Annotated in this window: 14 protein-coding genes; 6 read left to right on the forward strand and 8 right to left on the reverse strand. The window is 77.0% G+C overall.

All coding sequences use genetic code 11. The annotated features are described in order from the left end of the window. Nucleotides 1–108: 108 nt before the first annotated feature. The 3 genes from ACI78Q_RS22995 to pheS are packed head-to-tail and all read right to left on the reverse strand — an operon-like array spanning nucleotide 109 to nucleotide 4,461. Nucleotides 109–927 carry an SDR family NAD(P)-dependent oxidoreductase gene (locus tag ACI78Q_RS22995; RefSeq protein WP_456925796.1) on the reverse strand — a complete coding sequence of 273 codons (819 nt, stop codon included), beginning with the start codon at nucleotides 925–927 and terminating at the stop codon, nucleotides 109–111. Beyond that, nucleotides 920–3,382 carry a phenylalanine--tRNA ligase subunit beta gene (gene pheT / locus ACI78Q_RS23000; RefSeq protein WP_456925797.1) on the reverse strand — a complete coding sequence of 821 codons (2,463 nt, stop codon included), beginning with the start codon at nucleotides 3,380–3,382 and terminating at the stop codon, nucleotides 920–922. The genes ACI78Q_RS22995 and pheT overlap by 8 nt, the downstream gene beginning before the upstream one ends. Next, on the reverse strand, nucleotides 3,379–4,461 hold the full coding sequence (gene pheS / locus ACI78Q_RS23005; protein ID WP_456925798.1) for a phenylalanine--tRNA ligase subunit alpha: 1,083 nt from the start codon (nucleotides 4,459–4,461) through the stop codon (nucleotides 3,379–3,381). Before pheS ends, pheT begins: the two co-directional genes overlap by 4 nt. 247 nt (nucleotides 4,462–4,708) lie before the next feature. Between pheS and ACI78Q_RS23010 the strand changes: the two genes are divergently transcribed. Together ACI78Q_RS23010 and ACI78Q_RS23015 are read left to right on the forward strand one after the other, a co-directional pair. Further along, nucleotides 4,709–5,548: an EamA family transporter gene (locus ACI78Q_RS23010; protein WP_456925799.1), complete on the forward strand. Its 840-nt coding sequence runs from the start codon at nucleotides 4,709–4,711 to the stop codon at nucleotides 5,546–5,548. Between the two features lie 69 nt (nucleotides 5,549–5,617). Next, on the forward strand, nucleotides 5,618–7,870 hold the full coding sequence (locus ACI78Q_RS23015) for an EAL domain-containing protein (RefSeq protein ID WP_456925800.1): 2,253 nt from the start codon (nucleotides 5,618–5,620) through the stop codon (nucleotides 7,868–7,870). 4 nt (nucleotides 7,871–7,874) lie between these two features. Here the strand turns inward: ACI78Q_RS23015 and ACI78Q_RS23020 are convergent, their stop codons facing one another. From ACI78Q_RS23020 to ACI78Q_RS23040, 5 genes are all read right to left on the reverse strand, one after another. Beyond that, on the reverse strand, nucleotides 7,875–8,798 hold the full coding sequence (locus ACI78Q_RS23020; protein ID WP_456925801.1) for a TrmH family RNA methyltransferase: 924 nt from the start codon (nucleotides 8,796–8,798) through the stop codon (nucleotides 7,875–7,877). An 81-nt stretch (nucleotides 8,799–8,879) separates the two neighbouring features. Beyond that, nucleotides 8,880–9,275, reverse strand: coding sequence for a 50S ribosomal protein L20 (gene rplT, locus ACI78Q_RS23025; RefSeq protein WP_097204962.1), 396 nt, complete (start codon nucleotides 9,273–9,275; stop codon nucleotides 8,880–8,882). 34 nt (nucleotides 9,276–9,309) lie between these two features. Next, nucleotides 9,310–9,504 carry a 50S ribosomal protein L35 gene (gene rpmI, locus ACI78Q_RS23030; RefSeq protein WP_097204960.1) on the reverse strand — a complete coding sequence of 65 codons (195 nt, stop codon included), beginning with the start codon at nucleotides 9,502–9,504 and terminating at the stop codon, nucleotides 9,310–9,312. Nucleotides 9,505–9,603: 99 nt separating this feature from the next. Further along, nucleotides 9,604–10,224 (reverse strand): translation initiation factor IF-3, encoded by a 621-nt coding sequence (infC, locus tag ACI78Q_RS23035; protein WP_456925802.1) that lies wholly within the window; start codon nucleotides 10,222–10,224, stop codon nucleotides 9,604–9,606. Nucleotides 10,225–10,490: 266 nt separating this feature from the next. Then, on the reverse strand, nucleotides 10,491–11,006 hold the full coding sequence (locus ACI78Q_RS23040; RefSeq protein ID WP_456925803.1) for a PH domain-containing protein: 516 nt from the start codon (nucleotides 11,004–11,006) through the stop codon (nucleotides 10,491–10,493). A gap of 40 nt (nucleotides 11,007–11,046) precedes the next feature. Between ACI78Q_RS23040 and ACI78Q_RS23045 the strand changes: the two genes are divergently transcribed. From ACI78Q_RS23045 to ACI78Q_RS23060, 4 genes are all read left to right on the forward strand, one after another. Next, nucleotides 11,047–11,604 carry a uridine kinase family protein gene (locus tag ACI78Q_RS23045; RefSeq protein ID WP_456925804.1) on the forward strand — a complete coding sequence of 186 codons (558 nt, stop codon included), beginning with the start codon at nucleotides 11,047–11,049 and terminating at the stop codon, nucleotides 11,602–11,604. A gap of 68 nt (nucleotides 11,605–11,672) precedes the next feature. Next, on the forward strand, nucleotides 11,673–12,404 hold the full coding sequence (locus ACI78Q_RS23050) for a GAF domain-containing protein (protein ID WP_456925805.1): 732 nt from the start codon (nucleotides 11,673–11,675) through the stop codon (nucleotides 12,402–12,404). After that, on the forward strand, nucleotides 12,404–13,879 hold the full coding sequence (locus tag ACI78Q_RS23055) for a PP2C family protein-serine/threonine phosphatase (protein ID WP_456925806.1): 1,476 nt from the start codon (nucleotides 12,404–12,406) through the stop codon (nucleotides 13,877–13,879). Before ACI78Q_RS23050 ends, ACI78Q_RS23055 begins: the two co-directional genes overlap by 1 nt. Before the next feature lie 46 nt (nucleotides 13,880–13,925). Beyond that, on the forward strand, nucleotides 13,926–15,053 hold the full coding sequence (locus ACI78Q_RS23060) for a uroporphyrinogen-III synthase (RefSeq protein WP_456925807.1): 1,128 nt from the start codon (nucleotides 13,926–13,928) through the stop codon (nucleotides 15,051–15,053). The last annotated feature ends 106 nt before the right edge of the window (nucleotides 15,054–15,159 follow it).

The following is a 15,159-nucleotide window of genomic DNA, read 5'->3' on the forward strand; positions in this document are numbered from 1 at the left end:
GGGGGGTTTTTCGCGATGGAGGGGGCCGGCCCCCGCGCGGGGGCGCCCCCCCCCCCCCATGCCCGCACCGGACGGACCCGGCGGTGCGGAACCGGTGGACGGCTCGGATCAGGCCAGCGGGTCGTCGTCCCCGTAGGGCTGCAGCCGCAGCTGCCGGGCGTCGCCGTCCGGCCGGAGCGCGCGGAGGGTGTCCAGGTCGTCGCCGCCCACCCGCAGGAACCGCCCCGACCACGCATCCAGCTCGCCGCCGGCGATCGCAGCGACGGTGGCCACGACGTCGGCCGGCTCGGTCCAGTCGGTGCGGCCGGAGTGCATCGGCATGCCGGCGGTCATCTCGGTGCGCACGACCCCGGGCGCGACGTCGAAGGCCCGCACGTCGGTGCCCTCGAGCGCGCCGGCGAGGGCCTCGGTCATCCGCATCAGGCCGGTCTTGGCCACCGAGTACGCGGAGTACTCCGGACGGGCACGCAGACTCATCCCGCTGGCGAGGTTCACCACCCGGCCGCGGTTGCGCAGCACCATCCACGGGACGACGGCGCGGCAGAGCAGGAAGCCGCCACGCACGTGGCTGGACACGACGTCCCACCACTGCTCGGGGTCGGCCTCCCAGAGCGGCTCCTCGGCGGCGTCGACCAGGCCGGCGTTGTTGACCAGCAGGTCGACCTGGCCGAGCTCCTCCACGACCCGGGCGACGGCCGCGTCGACCGCGGCCCGGTCGGTGACGTCGGCGGCGACGGCCAGGGTGCGGGCACCGGTCGCGGCGGCCACCTCGGCCATGGTCGCCGCCAGCCGCTCACCGCCCCGGGCCAGCCCGGCCACCGCGGCGCCGCGCTCGGCCAGCCCCTGCACCAGGTGCCGGCCGATGCCGGTGGAGGCGCCGGTGACCAGCGCCACGGTGCCGGAGAGCGGGCCGGCGGCTTCAGCCACGCAGCTCGGCCCCCGTCGCGGCGGCGGCCGCGGCGACCGCGGCGTCACGGACCGCCGTCGCCTCCTCGCTGGTGAGCGTCCGGTCCGGGGCCCGCAGGGTCAGCGCGTACGCGAGCGACTTGTGCCCCTCGGGGACGGGCGCCCCGGTGTAGACGTCGAACAGCCGCAGCGACTCCAGCAGCTCCCCGGCCCCGGCGCGGACGGCGGCGTCCACCTCGGCGGCCGGCACCTCGTCGCGGACGACGAGCGCGAGGTCGAGCAGCACCGGCGGGAACACCGACACCGCCGGGCCGACCGGCACCTCCGCGGCCGGCAGCGCGTCGACGTCGAGCTCCATCACGCAGGTGCGGGCCGGGAGGTCCAGGGCGGCGCAGACCCGTGGGTGCAGCTCGCCGGCGTGGCCGACCACGCGCTCGCCGACCAGCAGCTCGGCGCAGCGGCCCGGGTGCCAGGGCGCCCGGTCCCCCGCCCGGACGGTCAGCTCCACACCGGCCGCCGCGGCGACCCGGCGGGCGGCCTGCACCGCGTCGGCCCACCCCGCCGGGCGGCCCGGGCCCCACCAGCCGCGCGGCTCCCGGTTGCCGGCCAGCGCCACGGCCACGTGCCAGGGCTGGGCCGGGACCGCCGCGAGCAGGGCGGCCAGCGTCTCGTCGTCCGGACGACGGTCCACCCCGGGCAGCGGCGCGCGGCTGCGCTGCCCGCCGGGGAAGACCGCGCCGTGCTCGAAGAGGGCGACGTCCCGCTGGCCGCGGGAGAGGTTGCGGGCGAGGGTGGCGAGCAGGCCGGGCAGCAGCGTCGTGCGCAGCGCCGGCTCCTCCTCCGACAGCGGGTTGCGCACCAGCACGACCGCCCGGCGCGGGTCGCCGGCATCGAGGCCGAGCGCGTCGAGGGCCGCCTCCCCGACGAACGGGTAGGACGGCGCCTCCACGTAGCCGGCCTCGGCGAGGGTGCGGCCGATCGCGCGGCGGCGGCGCTGGGTCTCGGTCAGCCCGCGCCCGGGCGGGGCGGTGGGCAGCACCGAGGGGACGTCGTCGTAGCCGGCCAGCCGGACGACCTCCTCGACCAGGTCGGCCGGGTCGGTGAGGTCCGGGCGCCAGGACGGCGGCGTGACCGTCAGCGGGGCGCCGTCGCCGTCCACCGAGCAGCCGACCTTGGCCAGCAGCTCGACCACCTGCGCCGACGAGTAGGGCACCCCGGCCACCCGGCCCGGCTGCTCGGCGTCCAACGGGATCGTCGGGCGCGGGCCGCGGGTGTCGACGTCCACCGGCGTGCCGACGACGCGGGCGCCACCGAACTCGGCCAGCAGCGCCGCGGCGCGGGCCAGGGCGACCATCGTCATCTCCGGGTCCACGCCGCGCTCGAAGCGCTTGGCCGCCTCGCTGGGCAGGCGGTGCCGGCGCGCGGTGCGGGCCACCCCGGTGGGCTCCCAGTGCGCCGCCTCCAGCAGGACGTCGGTCGTGCCGTCGCCGATCTCGGTCGACGCGCCACCCATCACCGCGGCCAGGCCGATGGGCCCGGTGTCGTCGGTGATCAGCAGGTCGTCGTGGTCCAGCGCGCGGTCGACGCCGTCCAGGGTGGTCAGCCGCTCCCCCGCCCGCGCCCGGCGGACGACGATCGGGCCGGAGACCGCGGCGCGGTCGAAGGCGTGCATCGGCTGGCCGAGCTCGAGCATCACGTAGTTGGTGACGTCGACGGCCAGCGAGATGCTGCGGACGCCGGACTGCGCCAGCCGGCGGCGCATCCACCACGGGCTCGGCGCGGTCGGGTCCAGGCCCTCGAGGGCGATCATCGAGAACCGGTCGCAGCGGTCGGCGTCCTCGACGGCGACCTGCCAGGCCGGGTCGCCCGACCACGCCGGCGGGGTGACCGCACCAGGGTCGCGCCAGTCGACGCCCAGGCCGGTGCCCATCTCGCGGGCGATGCCGCGCATCGACAGGCAGTAGCCGCGGTCGGGCGTGACGGCCAGCTCGATGACGACGTCGTCCAGGCCCACGACGGGGCCGGCCGGGGTGCCCGGCTCGGGGGCCCCGTCGCCCAGCACCAGGATCCCGGCGTGGTCCTCGCCGATGCCGAGTTCGCGGACCGAGCAGATCATCCCGTCGGAGAGCCGGTCGTAGGTCTTGCGCGAGGCGATCTCGAACCCGCCGGGCAGCACCGCCCCGGGCAGCGCCACGACGACGGCGTCACCGGCGACGAAGTTGCGGGCGCCGCAGACGATGCCCCGGGGCTCGCCCTCACCGGTGTCGACCCGGCAGAAGCGGATGGGCTTCTTGAACCCGGTGAGCTCCTCGATGTCCAGCACGCGGCCGACGACCAGCGGCCCGCTGACCTCCTCGGGCCGGTGCACCGCCTCCACCTCCAGGCCGAGGCGCACGAAGGCGGTGTCGAGATCCTCGACCGTGACGCCCCCGGGCAGGTCGACGTGCTCGGCCAGCCAGCCGATGGGGACCCTCACTGCTCAACTCCAAAGGCCGTGGTGAACCGGATGTCGCCCTCGACGATGTCGCGCATGTCGCCGACGCCGGAGCGGAACTGCAGCGCCCGCTCGATGCCCACGCCGAAGGCGAAGCCGCTGAACTCGTCGGGGTCGACGCCGCAGGCGACCAGCACCCGCGGGTTGACCATCCCGCAGCCGCCCCACTCGACCCAGCGCGGACCGTCGCGGTGCTCGGGGAACCAGACGTCGAACTCCGCCGACGGCTCGGTGAACGGGAAGTACGACGGCCGCCAGCGGGTGACCGCGTCGGCGCCGAACAGCGACCGGGCCAGGTGGTCCAGGGTGCCGCGCAGGTGCGCCATGGTCAGCCCGCGGTCCAGGGCCAGGCCCTCGACCTGGTGGAAGACCGGGGTGTGCGTCGCGTCCAGCTCGTCGGTGCGGTACACCCGGCCGGGCCCGACGACGTAGATGGGCGGGGTGCGGGACAGCATCGTGCGGGCCTGCACGGGGCTGGTGTGGGTGCGCAGCACCAGCCCGGAGTCCTCGTCCTGGTCCCGCCCACCCGCGACGAAGAAGGTGTCCATCATCGTGCGCGCGGGGTGGTCGCGGCCGATGTTGAGCGCGTCGAAGTTCAGCCACTCGGCCTCGAGCTCGGGCCCGTCGGCGACCTCGTAGCCCATCCCCACGAAGATGTCGGCGATCCGCTCGGTGAGCGTGGTCAGCGGGTGCCGCGCGCCGCGGGGGGCGCGGTCCCAGGGCAGGGTCACGTCGACCCGCTCCTCGGCCAGCACCCGCGCGTCGCGCTCGGCCTCCAGCTCGGCCCGGCGGGTCTCGTAGGCCTCGGTCACCGCGACGCGGGCGGCGTTGACCCGCTTGCCGGCGTCCGACCGGGCGGCCGGCGGCAGCGCGCCGAGCTCGCGGCGGGCCAGCAGCACCGGCGCGCGGTCACCCAGGTGCGCGGGGCGTACGGCGGCCAGCGCCTCCAGGTCGCCGGCGGCGGCGAACGCCTGCCGGGCCTCGGCGACCGCGGCGTCGAGGGCCTCGGCGGCTAGGGCGGCGACCTGCTTGGGGTCGTAGGGGTCGTTGGCGCCAGACACGGGAGGCCATTCTGCCCGGCAGGCACGCGTGCCCGCCGCCGGGTTCCGGGGCGCCGGCGACCCACCGAGATCGGCGGAGTCGTTGCCATCGGGGCCCGGAAGGCCCCGACACCGGCGATCTCGCGGCAGACGCGCCAACAACCGGCGCAGAGCTGCCGACCTGCCCCAGGTGCCGGGGACGGCCGGGATCGGGTGCTAGACACGACGACGGGGGCGCGCGCCGGGCGGGCCCGGTTCGGAGGTCGGCGTGGCGGTCCTGCTGGCGCTGGCCAGCGCGGTGGTCTACGGCATGGCCGACTTCTGCGGTGGCCTGGCCAGCCGGCGGGCGACCGCGTTCGCCGTCGTCGCGCTCTCCCAGGCGGCCGGCCTGCTCGGGCTGCTGCTCCTGATGCCCTGGCTCGGCGGGGACCCGACGACCGCGGACCTCGTCTGGGGCGCGACCGCGGGAGTGGCGGGGGCGGCCGGGCTGGTCCTCTTCTACCGCGCCTTGGCCGGCGGCGTGATGAGCGTCGTCGCACCGGTGACGGCGGTGTCGGCGGCGGCGATCCCGGTCGTCGTCGGCGTCGGGTTCGGCGAGCAGCTGGCCTGGTGGGCGGTGGTGGGCATCGGGCTCGCGCTGGTCGCCGTCGTCCTGGTGGCGGCGGAGGACGGGCTGTCGTCCCTGCGCTCGGCGCGGGCGGCCACCGTGGTGCCGGCGCTGGCCGCGGGTGCGGGGTTCGGCCTGTTCTTCGTGCTGCTCGACCGCACCCGTGAGGCCGCGGAGCTCAGCCCGCTCGTCGGCGCCCGCCTGGTGTCGGTGTCCCTGGTCGTCGTCCTGGCACTGGGCGCCGGCCAGTCGCTGCGGGTGCCCCGGGCGGTCGTGCCGCTGGTGCTGCTCGGCGGGATCGGCGACATGGCGGCCAACGCGCTGTTCCTGCTGGCCACACAGCAGGGGCAGCTGGCGATCACCGGCGTCCTCGCCTCGCTGTACCCGGTGAGCACCGTCGTCCTGGCCCAGGTCGTGCTGCGCGAGCGGCTGGTGGGCACCCAGGTGGCCGGGCTGGCCGCGGCCGGCGCCGCGGTCGTGCTCATCGCGCTGCCCGCCTGACCTCCCCCGATGGGGGCGGGGGACGGCGGTTCGGCTGCTCCCCGGCCCGGTCGCGGCCGATGCTGCCGTGTGGCCCTCCCCCAGACAGCGACCGCCATCGACGAGGTGCTGAGCGGGCGCGGCGTCCGCAGCGTCTTCCAGCCGATCGTCGAGCTCGACACCGGCCGGGTGGTCGCCTACGAGGCGCTGGCCCGCGGGCCGGAGGGGCCCCTGGAGCGCCCCGACGCGCTCTTCGCCGCCGCCCGCGCGGCCGGCCGGCTCGCCGAGCTGGACGCCGCCTGCCGCGCCGCGGCCCTCTCCGGTGCGCTCGAGGCGGGCCTGCGCGCGCCGCTGACCCTCTTCGTCAACGTCGAGCCCGAGGTGCTCGACCGGGCGCCGATGGAGGAGCTGCTCGCGATCGCCTCGGCCGCGCCCGGCGGACTGCGGGTGGTCCTGGAGATCACCGAGCGCGCGCTGGCCACTCGGCCGGCCGAGCTGCTGCGCACCGTCGAGCGGGTGCGCGCCGTCGGCTGGGGCGTCGCGGTGGACGACGTCGGCGCCGAGCCGCTGTCACTGGCGTTCATGCCGCTGCTGCGCCCGGACGTGGTCAAGCTGGACCTGCGGCTGGTGCAGGAGCGGCCCGGCCCGGCGATCGCCGAGATCATGAACGCGGTCAACGCGCACGCCGAGCGCACCGGCGCGGTGGTGCTCGCCGAGGGCATAGAGCACGCCGCCCACCTGGACATGGCCCGCGCGCTCGGGGCGACGCTCGGTCAGGGCTGGCTGTTCGGCCGCCCCGGCCCCCGCCCGGTCGAGGGCGCGCCGACCGGCTCGCTCGTCCTGCCCTCCCAGCGGCCGGACACCCTCACCGAGGACGCCGCCGTCTCGCCCTTCGCCTGCCTGCCGGACGGCGTGCCGCTGCGCGAGGCCCCGAAGGCGCTGCTCATCGAGCTGTCCAAGCAGCTGGAGCGGGAGGCACTGCGGCTGGGGCCGGCGTCCGTCGTGGCCGCGACGTTCCAGGAGGCCCGGCACCTCACGCCCGCGACCGCGCTGCGCTACCGCGACCTCGTGGAACGGACCGGCTTCGTCTGCGCCCTCGGGGAGGACCTGCCGGTGGAGCCGCTGCCCGGCCTGCGCGGCGCGGCCCTCGACCCGGCCGATCCGGTGCGCGGCGAGTGGGACGTCGCCGTCCTCGGCCCGCACTTCGCCGCCGCCCTGCTGGCCCGCGACCTGGGGGACGACGGCCCCGACGAGGAGCGGCGGTTCGCCTACGCGCTCACCTACGACCGCGACACCGTCGTCCGTGCCGCCGCGGCCCTGCTGGCCCGGGTGGCGCCGCGCGTCGGGGCCCTGCCCACCCCGGCACCGCCGGCGCCCGTCCCCTCGGGAAGCGTGCCCGCACCGGCCGCTCCCCCGGCCGGCGAGGCACTGCTGCGCCGCGCCCTGGACGCCACGCCCAGCGGGGTGACGATCGTCGACGTCCAGCGGCCCGACCAGCCGCTGGTGTACGTCAACCCCGCCTTCGAGCGGCTGGCCGGCCTGCCCCGCGAGCAGCTGCTGGGCCGCAACTGCCGGTTCCTGCAGGGCCCGGACACCGACCCCGCCGCGGTCGCCGCCGTCCGCCGCGCCGTGGCGGCCGGCGAGGAGGTGCGGGTGACGCTGCTCAACCACCGCGGGCCCGAGCGGACGCCGTGGTGGAACGAGCTGCACCTGGCCCCGGTGCACGCCCCCGACGGCACGGTGGCCCGCTACATCGGGGTGCAGGTCGACGTGACCGCGACGGTGGCCGCCGAGCGAGCCCTGGCCCGGGAGCAGGACCGCGCCGCCGGCTACCGGGCCCGGCTCGAGGAGCTGGCCGGCACGGACCCGCTGACCGGGCTGCCCGACCGGCGGCGGCTGGCCGAGGAGGTGGAGACCGCCATCTGGAGCGCCCGCGCGGGCGACGACGCGCTGGCGCTGGTCCTCGTCGACGTGGACGGCGTCATCGCGGCCACCAACGTGTGGGGCCACGGCGCCGGTGACGACCTGCTGTGCGCGGTCGCGGCGCGGGTGCGGGCGGGACTGCGCCGCCGCGACCTGGTCGGCCGGCTCGGCGGGCACGAGCTGGTGGTGGCGCTGCGCGACCTGGACCCGCGCACCGCCGGTGCGGAGGCGCGCCGGATCGCCGGCGAGCTGCTGGAGGCCCTGCACGCGCCGGTGCCGCTGGACGGCGCGGAGGTGCCCGCCGGGGTGCGGGTGGGCGTGGGCGTCTTCCCCGAGGACGGCGGGGACTTCGCCGAGCTGCTCCGGACCGCCGCCCTGCGCCGGTACGAGCGGCCGGCGGCGTCCGTGGCAGGAGGCTGAGGCCCTACTCCTGGGCCAGCTGGGTCGTGTAGAGGCAGATCGCCGCGGCCGCGGCCAGGTTGAGGCTCTCGGCCCGCCCGCGCATCGGGATGCGCACCCGGGCGTCGGCCAGCGCGGCCAGCTCGGCCGGCACGCCCCGCGCCTCGTTGCCGAACAGCCACACGACCGGCCCGGCGAGCCGGTCGCCGAGCTCCGGGAGGCTCGCCTCTCCCCCGCCGTCGGCGGCGAGCACGGTCGCCCCGGCGGCCCGCAGCCGCGGCAGCAGCTCCGGCAGCGGCGCGCCGCGGACGACGTCGACGTGGAAGAGGCTGCCGGCGCTGGAGCGCACCGCCTTGCCGCCGTACGGGTCGGCGGAGCCGGCACCGAAGACGACCGTCCCGGCGCCGCACGCGTCGGCGGTGCGCAGGACGGTGCCGGCGTTGCCGGGGTCGGCCAGCTCGGCCAGCGCCACCGACAGCCGCGGCGGCGCGGCCACGAGCGTCTCGGCCGGCAGGTCGCGCATCGTGCAGACGGCGACCAGCCCCTGGGGGGTGACCGTCTCCGACAGCGAGGCGGCGGCCTTCTCCGTGACCGGCCGCACCGGCACCGTCGTCGCGGCGAGCAGGTCGGCGGCCGCCTCGGCCGCGGCGGCGGTCACGAACAGCTCGCGGACCCCGGCCGGGTCGGCCAGGGCCTCGGCGACGGCCTGCCGCCCCTCGGCGAGGAACAGGCCGGCGGCGTCCCGGCCGGCCCGCCGGGTCAGCTTGCGGGCGGCCACGATGCGCGCCGAGCGCTCGGTCAGCGGTGCGGTCACCGGTGCGTCGTCCTCCTCCTGCTGCGGCGAGATCGCCGATCTCGCACCGTGGGCGGCCCCGAGACCGGCGAGATCGGCGATCTCGGTGGCATCAGCCCCTGATCGCCACGAGATCGCCGATCTCGTGGCGATCACGGGCCCGTACACAGTGCGACGCCGCCGGCGCCGACCCGGAGGGGCCGGTCACCGACGGCGTCGGGACGTGCTGCGTCGGGCTCAGGCGGCAGCGGTACCGGTCGCGTCGCCGGCCGGGGCAGCGGCGACCGCGGCGCGCGCGGTCTCCACCAGGGCGGCGAAGGCGGCCGGCTCGTTGACGGCCAGCTCGGCCAGGACACGACGGTCCAGCTCGATGCCGGCCAGCTTGAGGCCCTGCATGAACCGGTTGTAGGTCATGTCGTTCTGGCGCGCCGCGGCGTTGATGCGGGTGATCCACAGCTTGCGGAAGTCACCCTTGCGCACCTTGCGGTCGCGGTAGTTGTAGGTGGCCGAGTGGAGGATCTGCTCCTTGGCCTTGCGGTAGAGCCGGGACCGCTGGCCCCGGTAGCCGCTGGCGGCCTCGAGGGTCGTCCGGCGCTTCTTCTGGGCGTTGACCGCCCGCTTCACGCGTGCCACGTGAGTGCTCCTGTCTTCTCGTTGCGGAGGGCGCTCAGCGGCCCAGCAGCTTCTTCATCCGGGGGGAGTCGGCCGGGGAGAGGACACCGATGCCGCTCACCCGCCGCTTGCGCCCGGACGACTTCACCTCGAACTTGTGCTGGTTGTTCGTGTGCTCGCGCACGAGCTTCCCGGAGCCCGTCACGCGCACGCGCTTCGCCGTGCCCTTGTGGGTCTTCTGCTTCGGCATGTCCTCGGTCCTCGTTCGTGGTTGTCGGCGCCGCGCGGCAGCACAGAGCTGCCGCGACGGCGCCGGCCGTCTCGGTGGTGCGGTCCTGCGGTGCGCCGGTCAGGCCGGGGGGGCCTGCTCCTCGGCTGCCTGCTTCTCCGCCTTCGCGTTGCGCCGCGAGGCGTCGGAGGCCGCCTGGTTCCGGTGCGGGGCGATCACCATGACCATGTTCCGGCCGTCCTGCTTCGGGTTGGACTCGACGACGCCGAGCTCGGCGACGTCGGCGGCCAGCCGCTGCAGCAGCCGGTAGCCCATCTCCGGCCGGGACTGCTCGCGGCCACGGAACATCACGGTGATCTTGACCTTGTCGCCGCTCTTGAGGAAGCGCTCGACGTGGCCCTTCTTGGTCTCGTAGTCGTGCGGGTCGATCTTCAGGCGCAGCCGCATCTCCTTGATGACGGTGAGCGCCTGGTTCCGCCGGGCCTCGCGGGCCTTCTGGGCGGACTCGTACTTGAACTTCCCGTAGTCCATGAGCTTGGCGACCGGCGGCCGGGCCATGGGCGCGACCTCGACGAGGTCGAGCTCGGAGTCCTGGGCCAGGCGCAGCGCTTCGCCGATCGACACGATGCCGACCTGCTCACCCTCCGGGCCGACCAGGCGGACCTCGGGGACGCGGATACGGTCGTTGATGCGGGGCTCGGTGATGGCCTCTCCTCTGCTGTTGCACGGGAGGAGTCGCACCCGACCGGAAGCCGGAGACGATGAAGGCCCCGTGAGCGGCTGCTCACGGGGCCCACTCTCCGGGGTGCACGAGCCGTCGGGCTCGCGCGCGCCGCGGCGGACCGGCCGGGCCGGTCTGCCGCGATCCGGGGACCTGGGCGCCTCGACGGCGCCAGGTGGGAGCGGGCTCCTCTTGGTCAGCGGCCCGGGGCGGGGCCGCTGGGTGGTTCGCGCGCCTCGGTGTAGCGGGGAGGCGCGCCCATGCTACAGCGTCGCGGGGACGCAGGTCATTCCCGGGTCGCACCGCGCGGGGTCTGCGGCCGTTCCCGGGGGTCGTGCAGCAGGGGCGGGGGCGGCGGCTCCGCGGCCCGTGCGGCGGCGAGCAGGGCCCGCAGGCCCTCGACGGCGGCCGCGGCCCGCTCGCCGTCGGCACCCTGCACCGCGAGGACGGCGAACTCGTCGTCGTTGGTCAGCAGCAGGGTCGCCCACTTGAACCGCCGGTCGAAGCGGATGGCCTGCACCGCCGTCCACGGCAGCTCCCGCTGTCCGAGGAGGTTGCGCACCCGGATGCCGGCGGCGTCGGCGTCGACCCGCGGGCGGCCCAGCGCCAGGACGCCGGCACCGAGGACCAGCCCGAGCAGCACCACCGCGACCTGGTCGGCGGTCGTGTAGATGACGACGCCGGAGTCGCCGGTGTGCAGCGTCAGCCCGACGTAGGCCAGGACGGCGGCCACCACGACGGCGACGGAGGCGCAGAGCAGGCGCCAGCGGCGGGGCACGGCGGAGACGGCGGTCGGGGGCACGCGCCCATGGTCCCAGGCGCGGCTGGCAGAGTGCCCCGCCGTGGACCGCGCCGCCCTCGCCGCGCGGGTGCGCGCCACCGCTCCCCGGCTCGGGGCCACCCGGCTGGTCTGCGTCGACGGGCCGGCCGGGTCGGGCAAGACCACCCTCGCCGCAGGGTTGGCCGCCGAGCTCGGCGCCACCGTCGTGCACATGGACGACCTGTACGCCGGGTGGACGCTCACCGGCGCCTTCGCCCGCCTCGCGGCCGGGGTGCTGCGCCCGCTGGCCGAGGGCCGTCCCGGCGCCTACCACCGCTACGACTGGGCGGCGGGCCGGTTCGCGACGGAGCCGACCCCGGTGCCGTCGGGAGGCGTCCTGGTGGTCGAGGGCTGCGGCAGCTGCCCGCGCGCGGCCGACCGCTGGGCGGTGCTGCGGATCTGGGTGGAGGCGCCGCGGGAGGTCCGGCTGGCGCGTGGCCTGGCCCGGGACGGCGTCGCCCTGGAGCCGCAGTGGCGGCGCTGGCAGGTCACCGAGGCCGCCGTCTTCGCCGCCGAGTGCACCCGGCAACGCGCCGACGTCCGCGTCGACGGGACCTCCGGCAGCGGCGTCGGCAGCTAGGCTGGCCGCGCGCCGTCCCCCCGTCCAAGCACCGGCGGAGCGGGCGGCCCGCGCACAGGCAGGTGCACGTGGCCCTCGACCCCTCCCCCGACCTCCCCCTCGCCGACGAGCTGTCGGCCGTCTTCGCCCGGATGTCGGGCCTGCTGATGTCGGAGGAGACGGTGGCGTCCGCGCTGGCCCTGGTCAGCTCGCTGGCGCTGGACACCGTCCCCGGAGCCGCCGGCGCCGGCGTCTCGGTCATCGACGAGCGGGGACGCCGCAGCTCCGGCTCGACCGACACCCGGGTCGAGCGCGCCGACGCGCTGCAGTACGAGCTGGACGAGGGTCCGTGCCTGGCCGCCACGGCCGCGCGGCAGCTGGTGCGCATGGACGACGTCGCCACCGACCGGCGCTGGCCGCGCTGGTCGGCCGCCGCGGTCCGGCTGGGCCTCCGCGCGGCGATGAGCGCACCGCTGGTCGTCGGCGACACCGCGCTCGGGGCCCTCAAGGTCTACGCCGAGGTCCCCGGCACCTTCGACGTCCAGAGCGAGCAGTTGCTGTGGCGGTTCTCCGCGCAGGCGGCCATCCTCGTCGCCAACGTGCAGACCCACGAGCGCGCCCGGCGGCTCAGTGAGGGGCTGCGCGCGGCGATCGGCACCCGCGACACGGTGAGCATGGCCAAGGGCGTGCTCATGGCCCGGCACGGGGTGACCGAGGAGGTGGCCTTCGGGATGCTGCTGGCCCGGTCCGGGGAGGAGTCCGGGAACCTGCCCGAGGTGGCCCGCACGGTCGTCGGCTCCGCGGTCCGCCGGCGGCGCTGATGACCGGTCCCGGGCAGGCCTCCCCGGAGGAGGAGCAGCACCGGGCGCTGCGCTCGGCCTTCGAGATCGCCGACCTCACGCTCGAGCAGCTGTGGACCCGGTACTTCGCCCTCGGCGGCACCGCCGACCTGTTCGACGTGGAGGCCCAGCTGCAGGGCCTGGTGCCGATGCCGCCCGGCCAGCGCACGGTGCTGGCCCACACGCTCAACGAGCGCCTCGACGAGCTGTTCACCCAGCGGCGGGTGCCCTACAGCGCGCCGCTGCGGGCGCGCCGGCCGGCCAGCGGACCGTTCGCGGCACTGCTGCACCTGGTCGAGGCCGCGCACGCCGCCCCACCCGACCGGCTCGCCGCGCTGGCGGTGGAGGCCGGCACCGCGATGGGCGTCGCGGTGACGGTGCACGTCGCCGACCACGAGCAGCGCCGGCTGTGGCCCCTGCTCCCCGCAGGGGCGCCGGAGCGCAAGACCGTCGCCGTCGACGGGACGCTCCCGGGCCGGGCCTTCCAGACCCTCCGCATGCTGCCCTCCGAGGCGGGCGGGACGCCGCGGCTGTGGGTGCCGCTCCTCGACGGCGCCGAGCGGGTCGGGGTGCTGGAGGTGCGGGTCGGCACCGTCGCGGAGCTCTACGACCCCGGGCTGCGCCAGGAGTGCCGGTGGCTGGCCGGCATGGTCGGGCACCTGGTCGCCGCGATGGGGCAGTACGGCGACGCCCTCGAGCAGGCCCGCCGGACGCGGCCGCGGACGCCGTCGGCCGAGCTGCTGTGGCAGCAGCTGCCTCCGCTCACCGCCGCCAGCGACGCCTTCGTGCTCGCCGGGCTCGTGGAGCCCGCGTACGAGGCCGGCGGGGACGCGTTCGACTACTCCATCTCCGAGACGACGATCTCGCTGGCCATCTTCGACGCCATGGGGCACGGCCTGGGCGCGGGCCTGCTCGCCAGCGCGGCGCTGGCCGCCTACCGCAGCGCCCGCCGGGACGGCCGCGGCATCTACGACCAGGCACGGGCCATCGACGAGGTGGTGGCCGCCACCTTCCCGGGCAGCGCGTTCGCCACCGGGGTGCTCGCGGAGCTCGACGTCGGCTCCGGGCGGCTGCGTTACGTCAACGCCGGGCACCCGCCACCGCTGCTGCTGCGCTCGGGGAAGGTGGTCAAGCAGCTGTCGGCGGGCCGGCGGGTGCCGTTCGGCCTGGGAACGGGGGTCCTCACCGTGGCCGACGAGCCGTTGCAGCCCGGCGACTGGCTGGCGCTGCACACCGACGGTGTCACCGAGGCACGGAACCCTGCCGGTGACTGGTTCGGGGAGGAGCGCCTGCTGGACTTCCTGACCCGGGAGGTGGCCGCCGACCAGTCACCGCCGGAGACCGCCCGGCGGCTGGTGCACGCGGTCCTGGACCACCAGCACGGGCTGCTGCAGGACGACGCCAGCGTGCTGCTGGCCCGGTGGATGCACGCCCCTCCCGACGCACCGGGCGTCTGACCAGGGGCGTCACACGCCCGCAACGCCGACGCCGCACCATGGGGTCGTGACGGACAGCCCGACCGTGCCCGAGGCCCCCGGCGAACTCCTGCCGCTGGCCGGCTACACCGTCGCGGTCACCGCGGCCCGCCGCCGCGAGGAGCTCGGCGCCCTGCTGGCCCGCCGCGGGGCACGGGTCGTCTACGCGCCCGCGATCCGGATCGTGCCGCTGGCCGACGACGCCCAGCTGGTCGCGGCCACCCGGCAGGTGCTGGAGCGCCCCGTCGACCTCGTCGTCGCCACGACCGGGGTGGGCTTCCGCGGGTGGCTGGAGGCGGCCGACGCGTGGGACCTCCCGCTGGTCGAGCACCTGCGGGGCAGCCGCGTGCTCGCCCGCGGCCCGAAGGCCCGCGGCGCCATCCGCGGCGGTGGGCTGGTCGACGCCTGGTCGCCGGCGTCCGAGTCGTCGGCGGAGGTGCTCGAGCACCTGCTGTCGGGGGCGGAGGGGCCGCTGGCCGGCCGCCGGGTCGCGGTCCAGCTGCACGGGGATCCGCTGCCGGACTTCGTCGACGCGCTGCGGGCCACCGGCGCGGAGGTGCTCACCGTGCCGGTCTACCGCTGGGTGCTGCCCGAGGACGTCGGCCCGGTGCGGCGGCTGGTCGGCACGATCGTGGCCCGCGGCGTGGACGCGGTGACCTTCACCAGCGCGCCGGCCGCGGCCGGCCTGTTGAGCGTGGCCGAGGAGCTGGGGCAGCGCGCGGAGGTGGTGGCCGCGCTCACCGGGGGCGTCCTGCCGATCGCCGTCGGGCCGGTGACCGCCGGCCCGCTGGACGCCGCGGGGATCCCCTCGCTGCAGCCGGAGCGGTCCCGGCTGGGCGCGCTGGCCCGGGAGGTGGTGGCCCGGCTGCCCGAGCGCGACCCGGTGCTGCGGGTCGGCGGGCACCAGCTCCAGGTGCGCGGCCACGGGGCCGTCGTCGACGGGCGGCTGGTGGAGCTCGCGCCCGGGCCGATGGCGGTGCTGCGGGCGCTGGCCGCGCGGCCGGGGGCGGTGCAGTCCCGGCCCGAGCTGGTGCAGGGCCTGCCCGGCGGCGGGGACGGGCACGCGGTGGAGATGGCGGTGACCCGGCTGCGGGCCGCCCTCGGCGCCCCGCTGGTGGAGACCGTCGTCAAGCGCGGTTACCGCCTCAAGGTCTGAGCGGAGGGGGGGGGGGGGGGGCCCCCGCGGCCCCCCCCCCCCGCGGGGGCGGGGGGTGGGGGGGGGGGGGGGGGGGGGGGGGGGGGGGGGCCCCCCCACCATGCGG

This window comes from Geodermatophilus sp. SYSU D00705 (genome assembly GCF_054050135.1).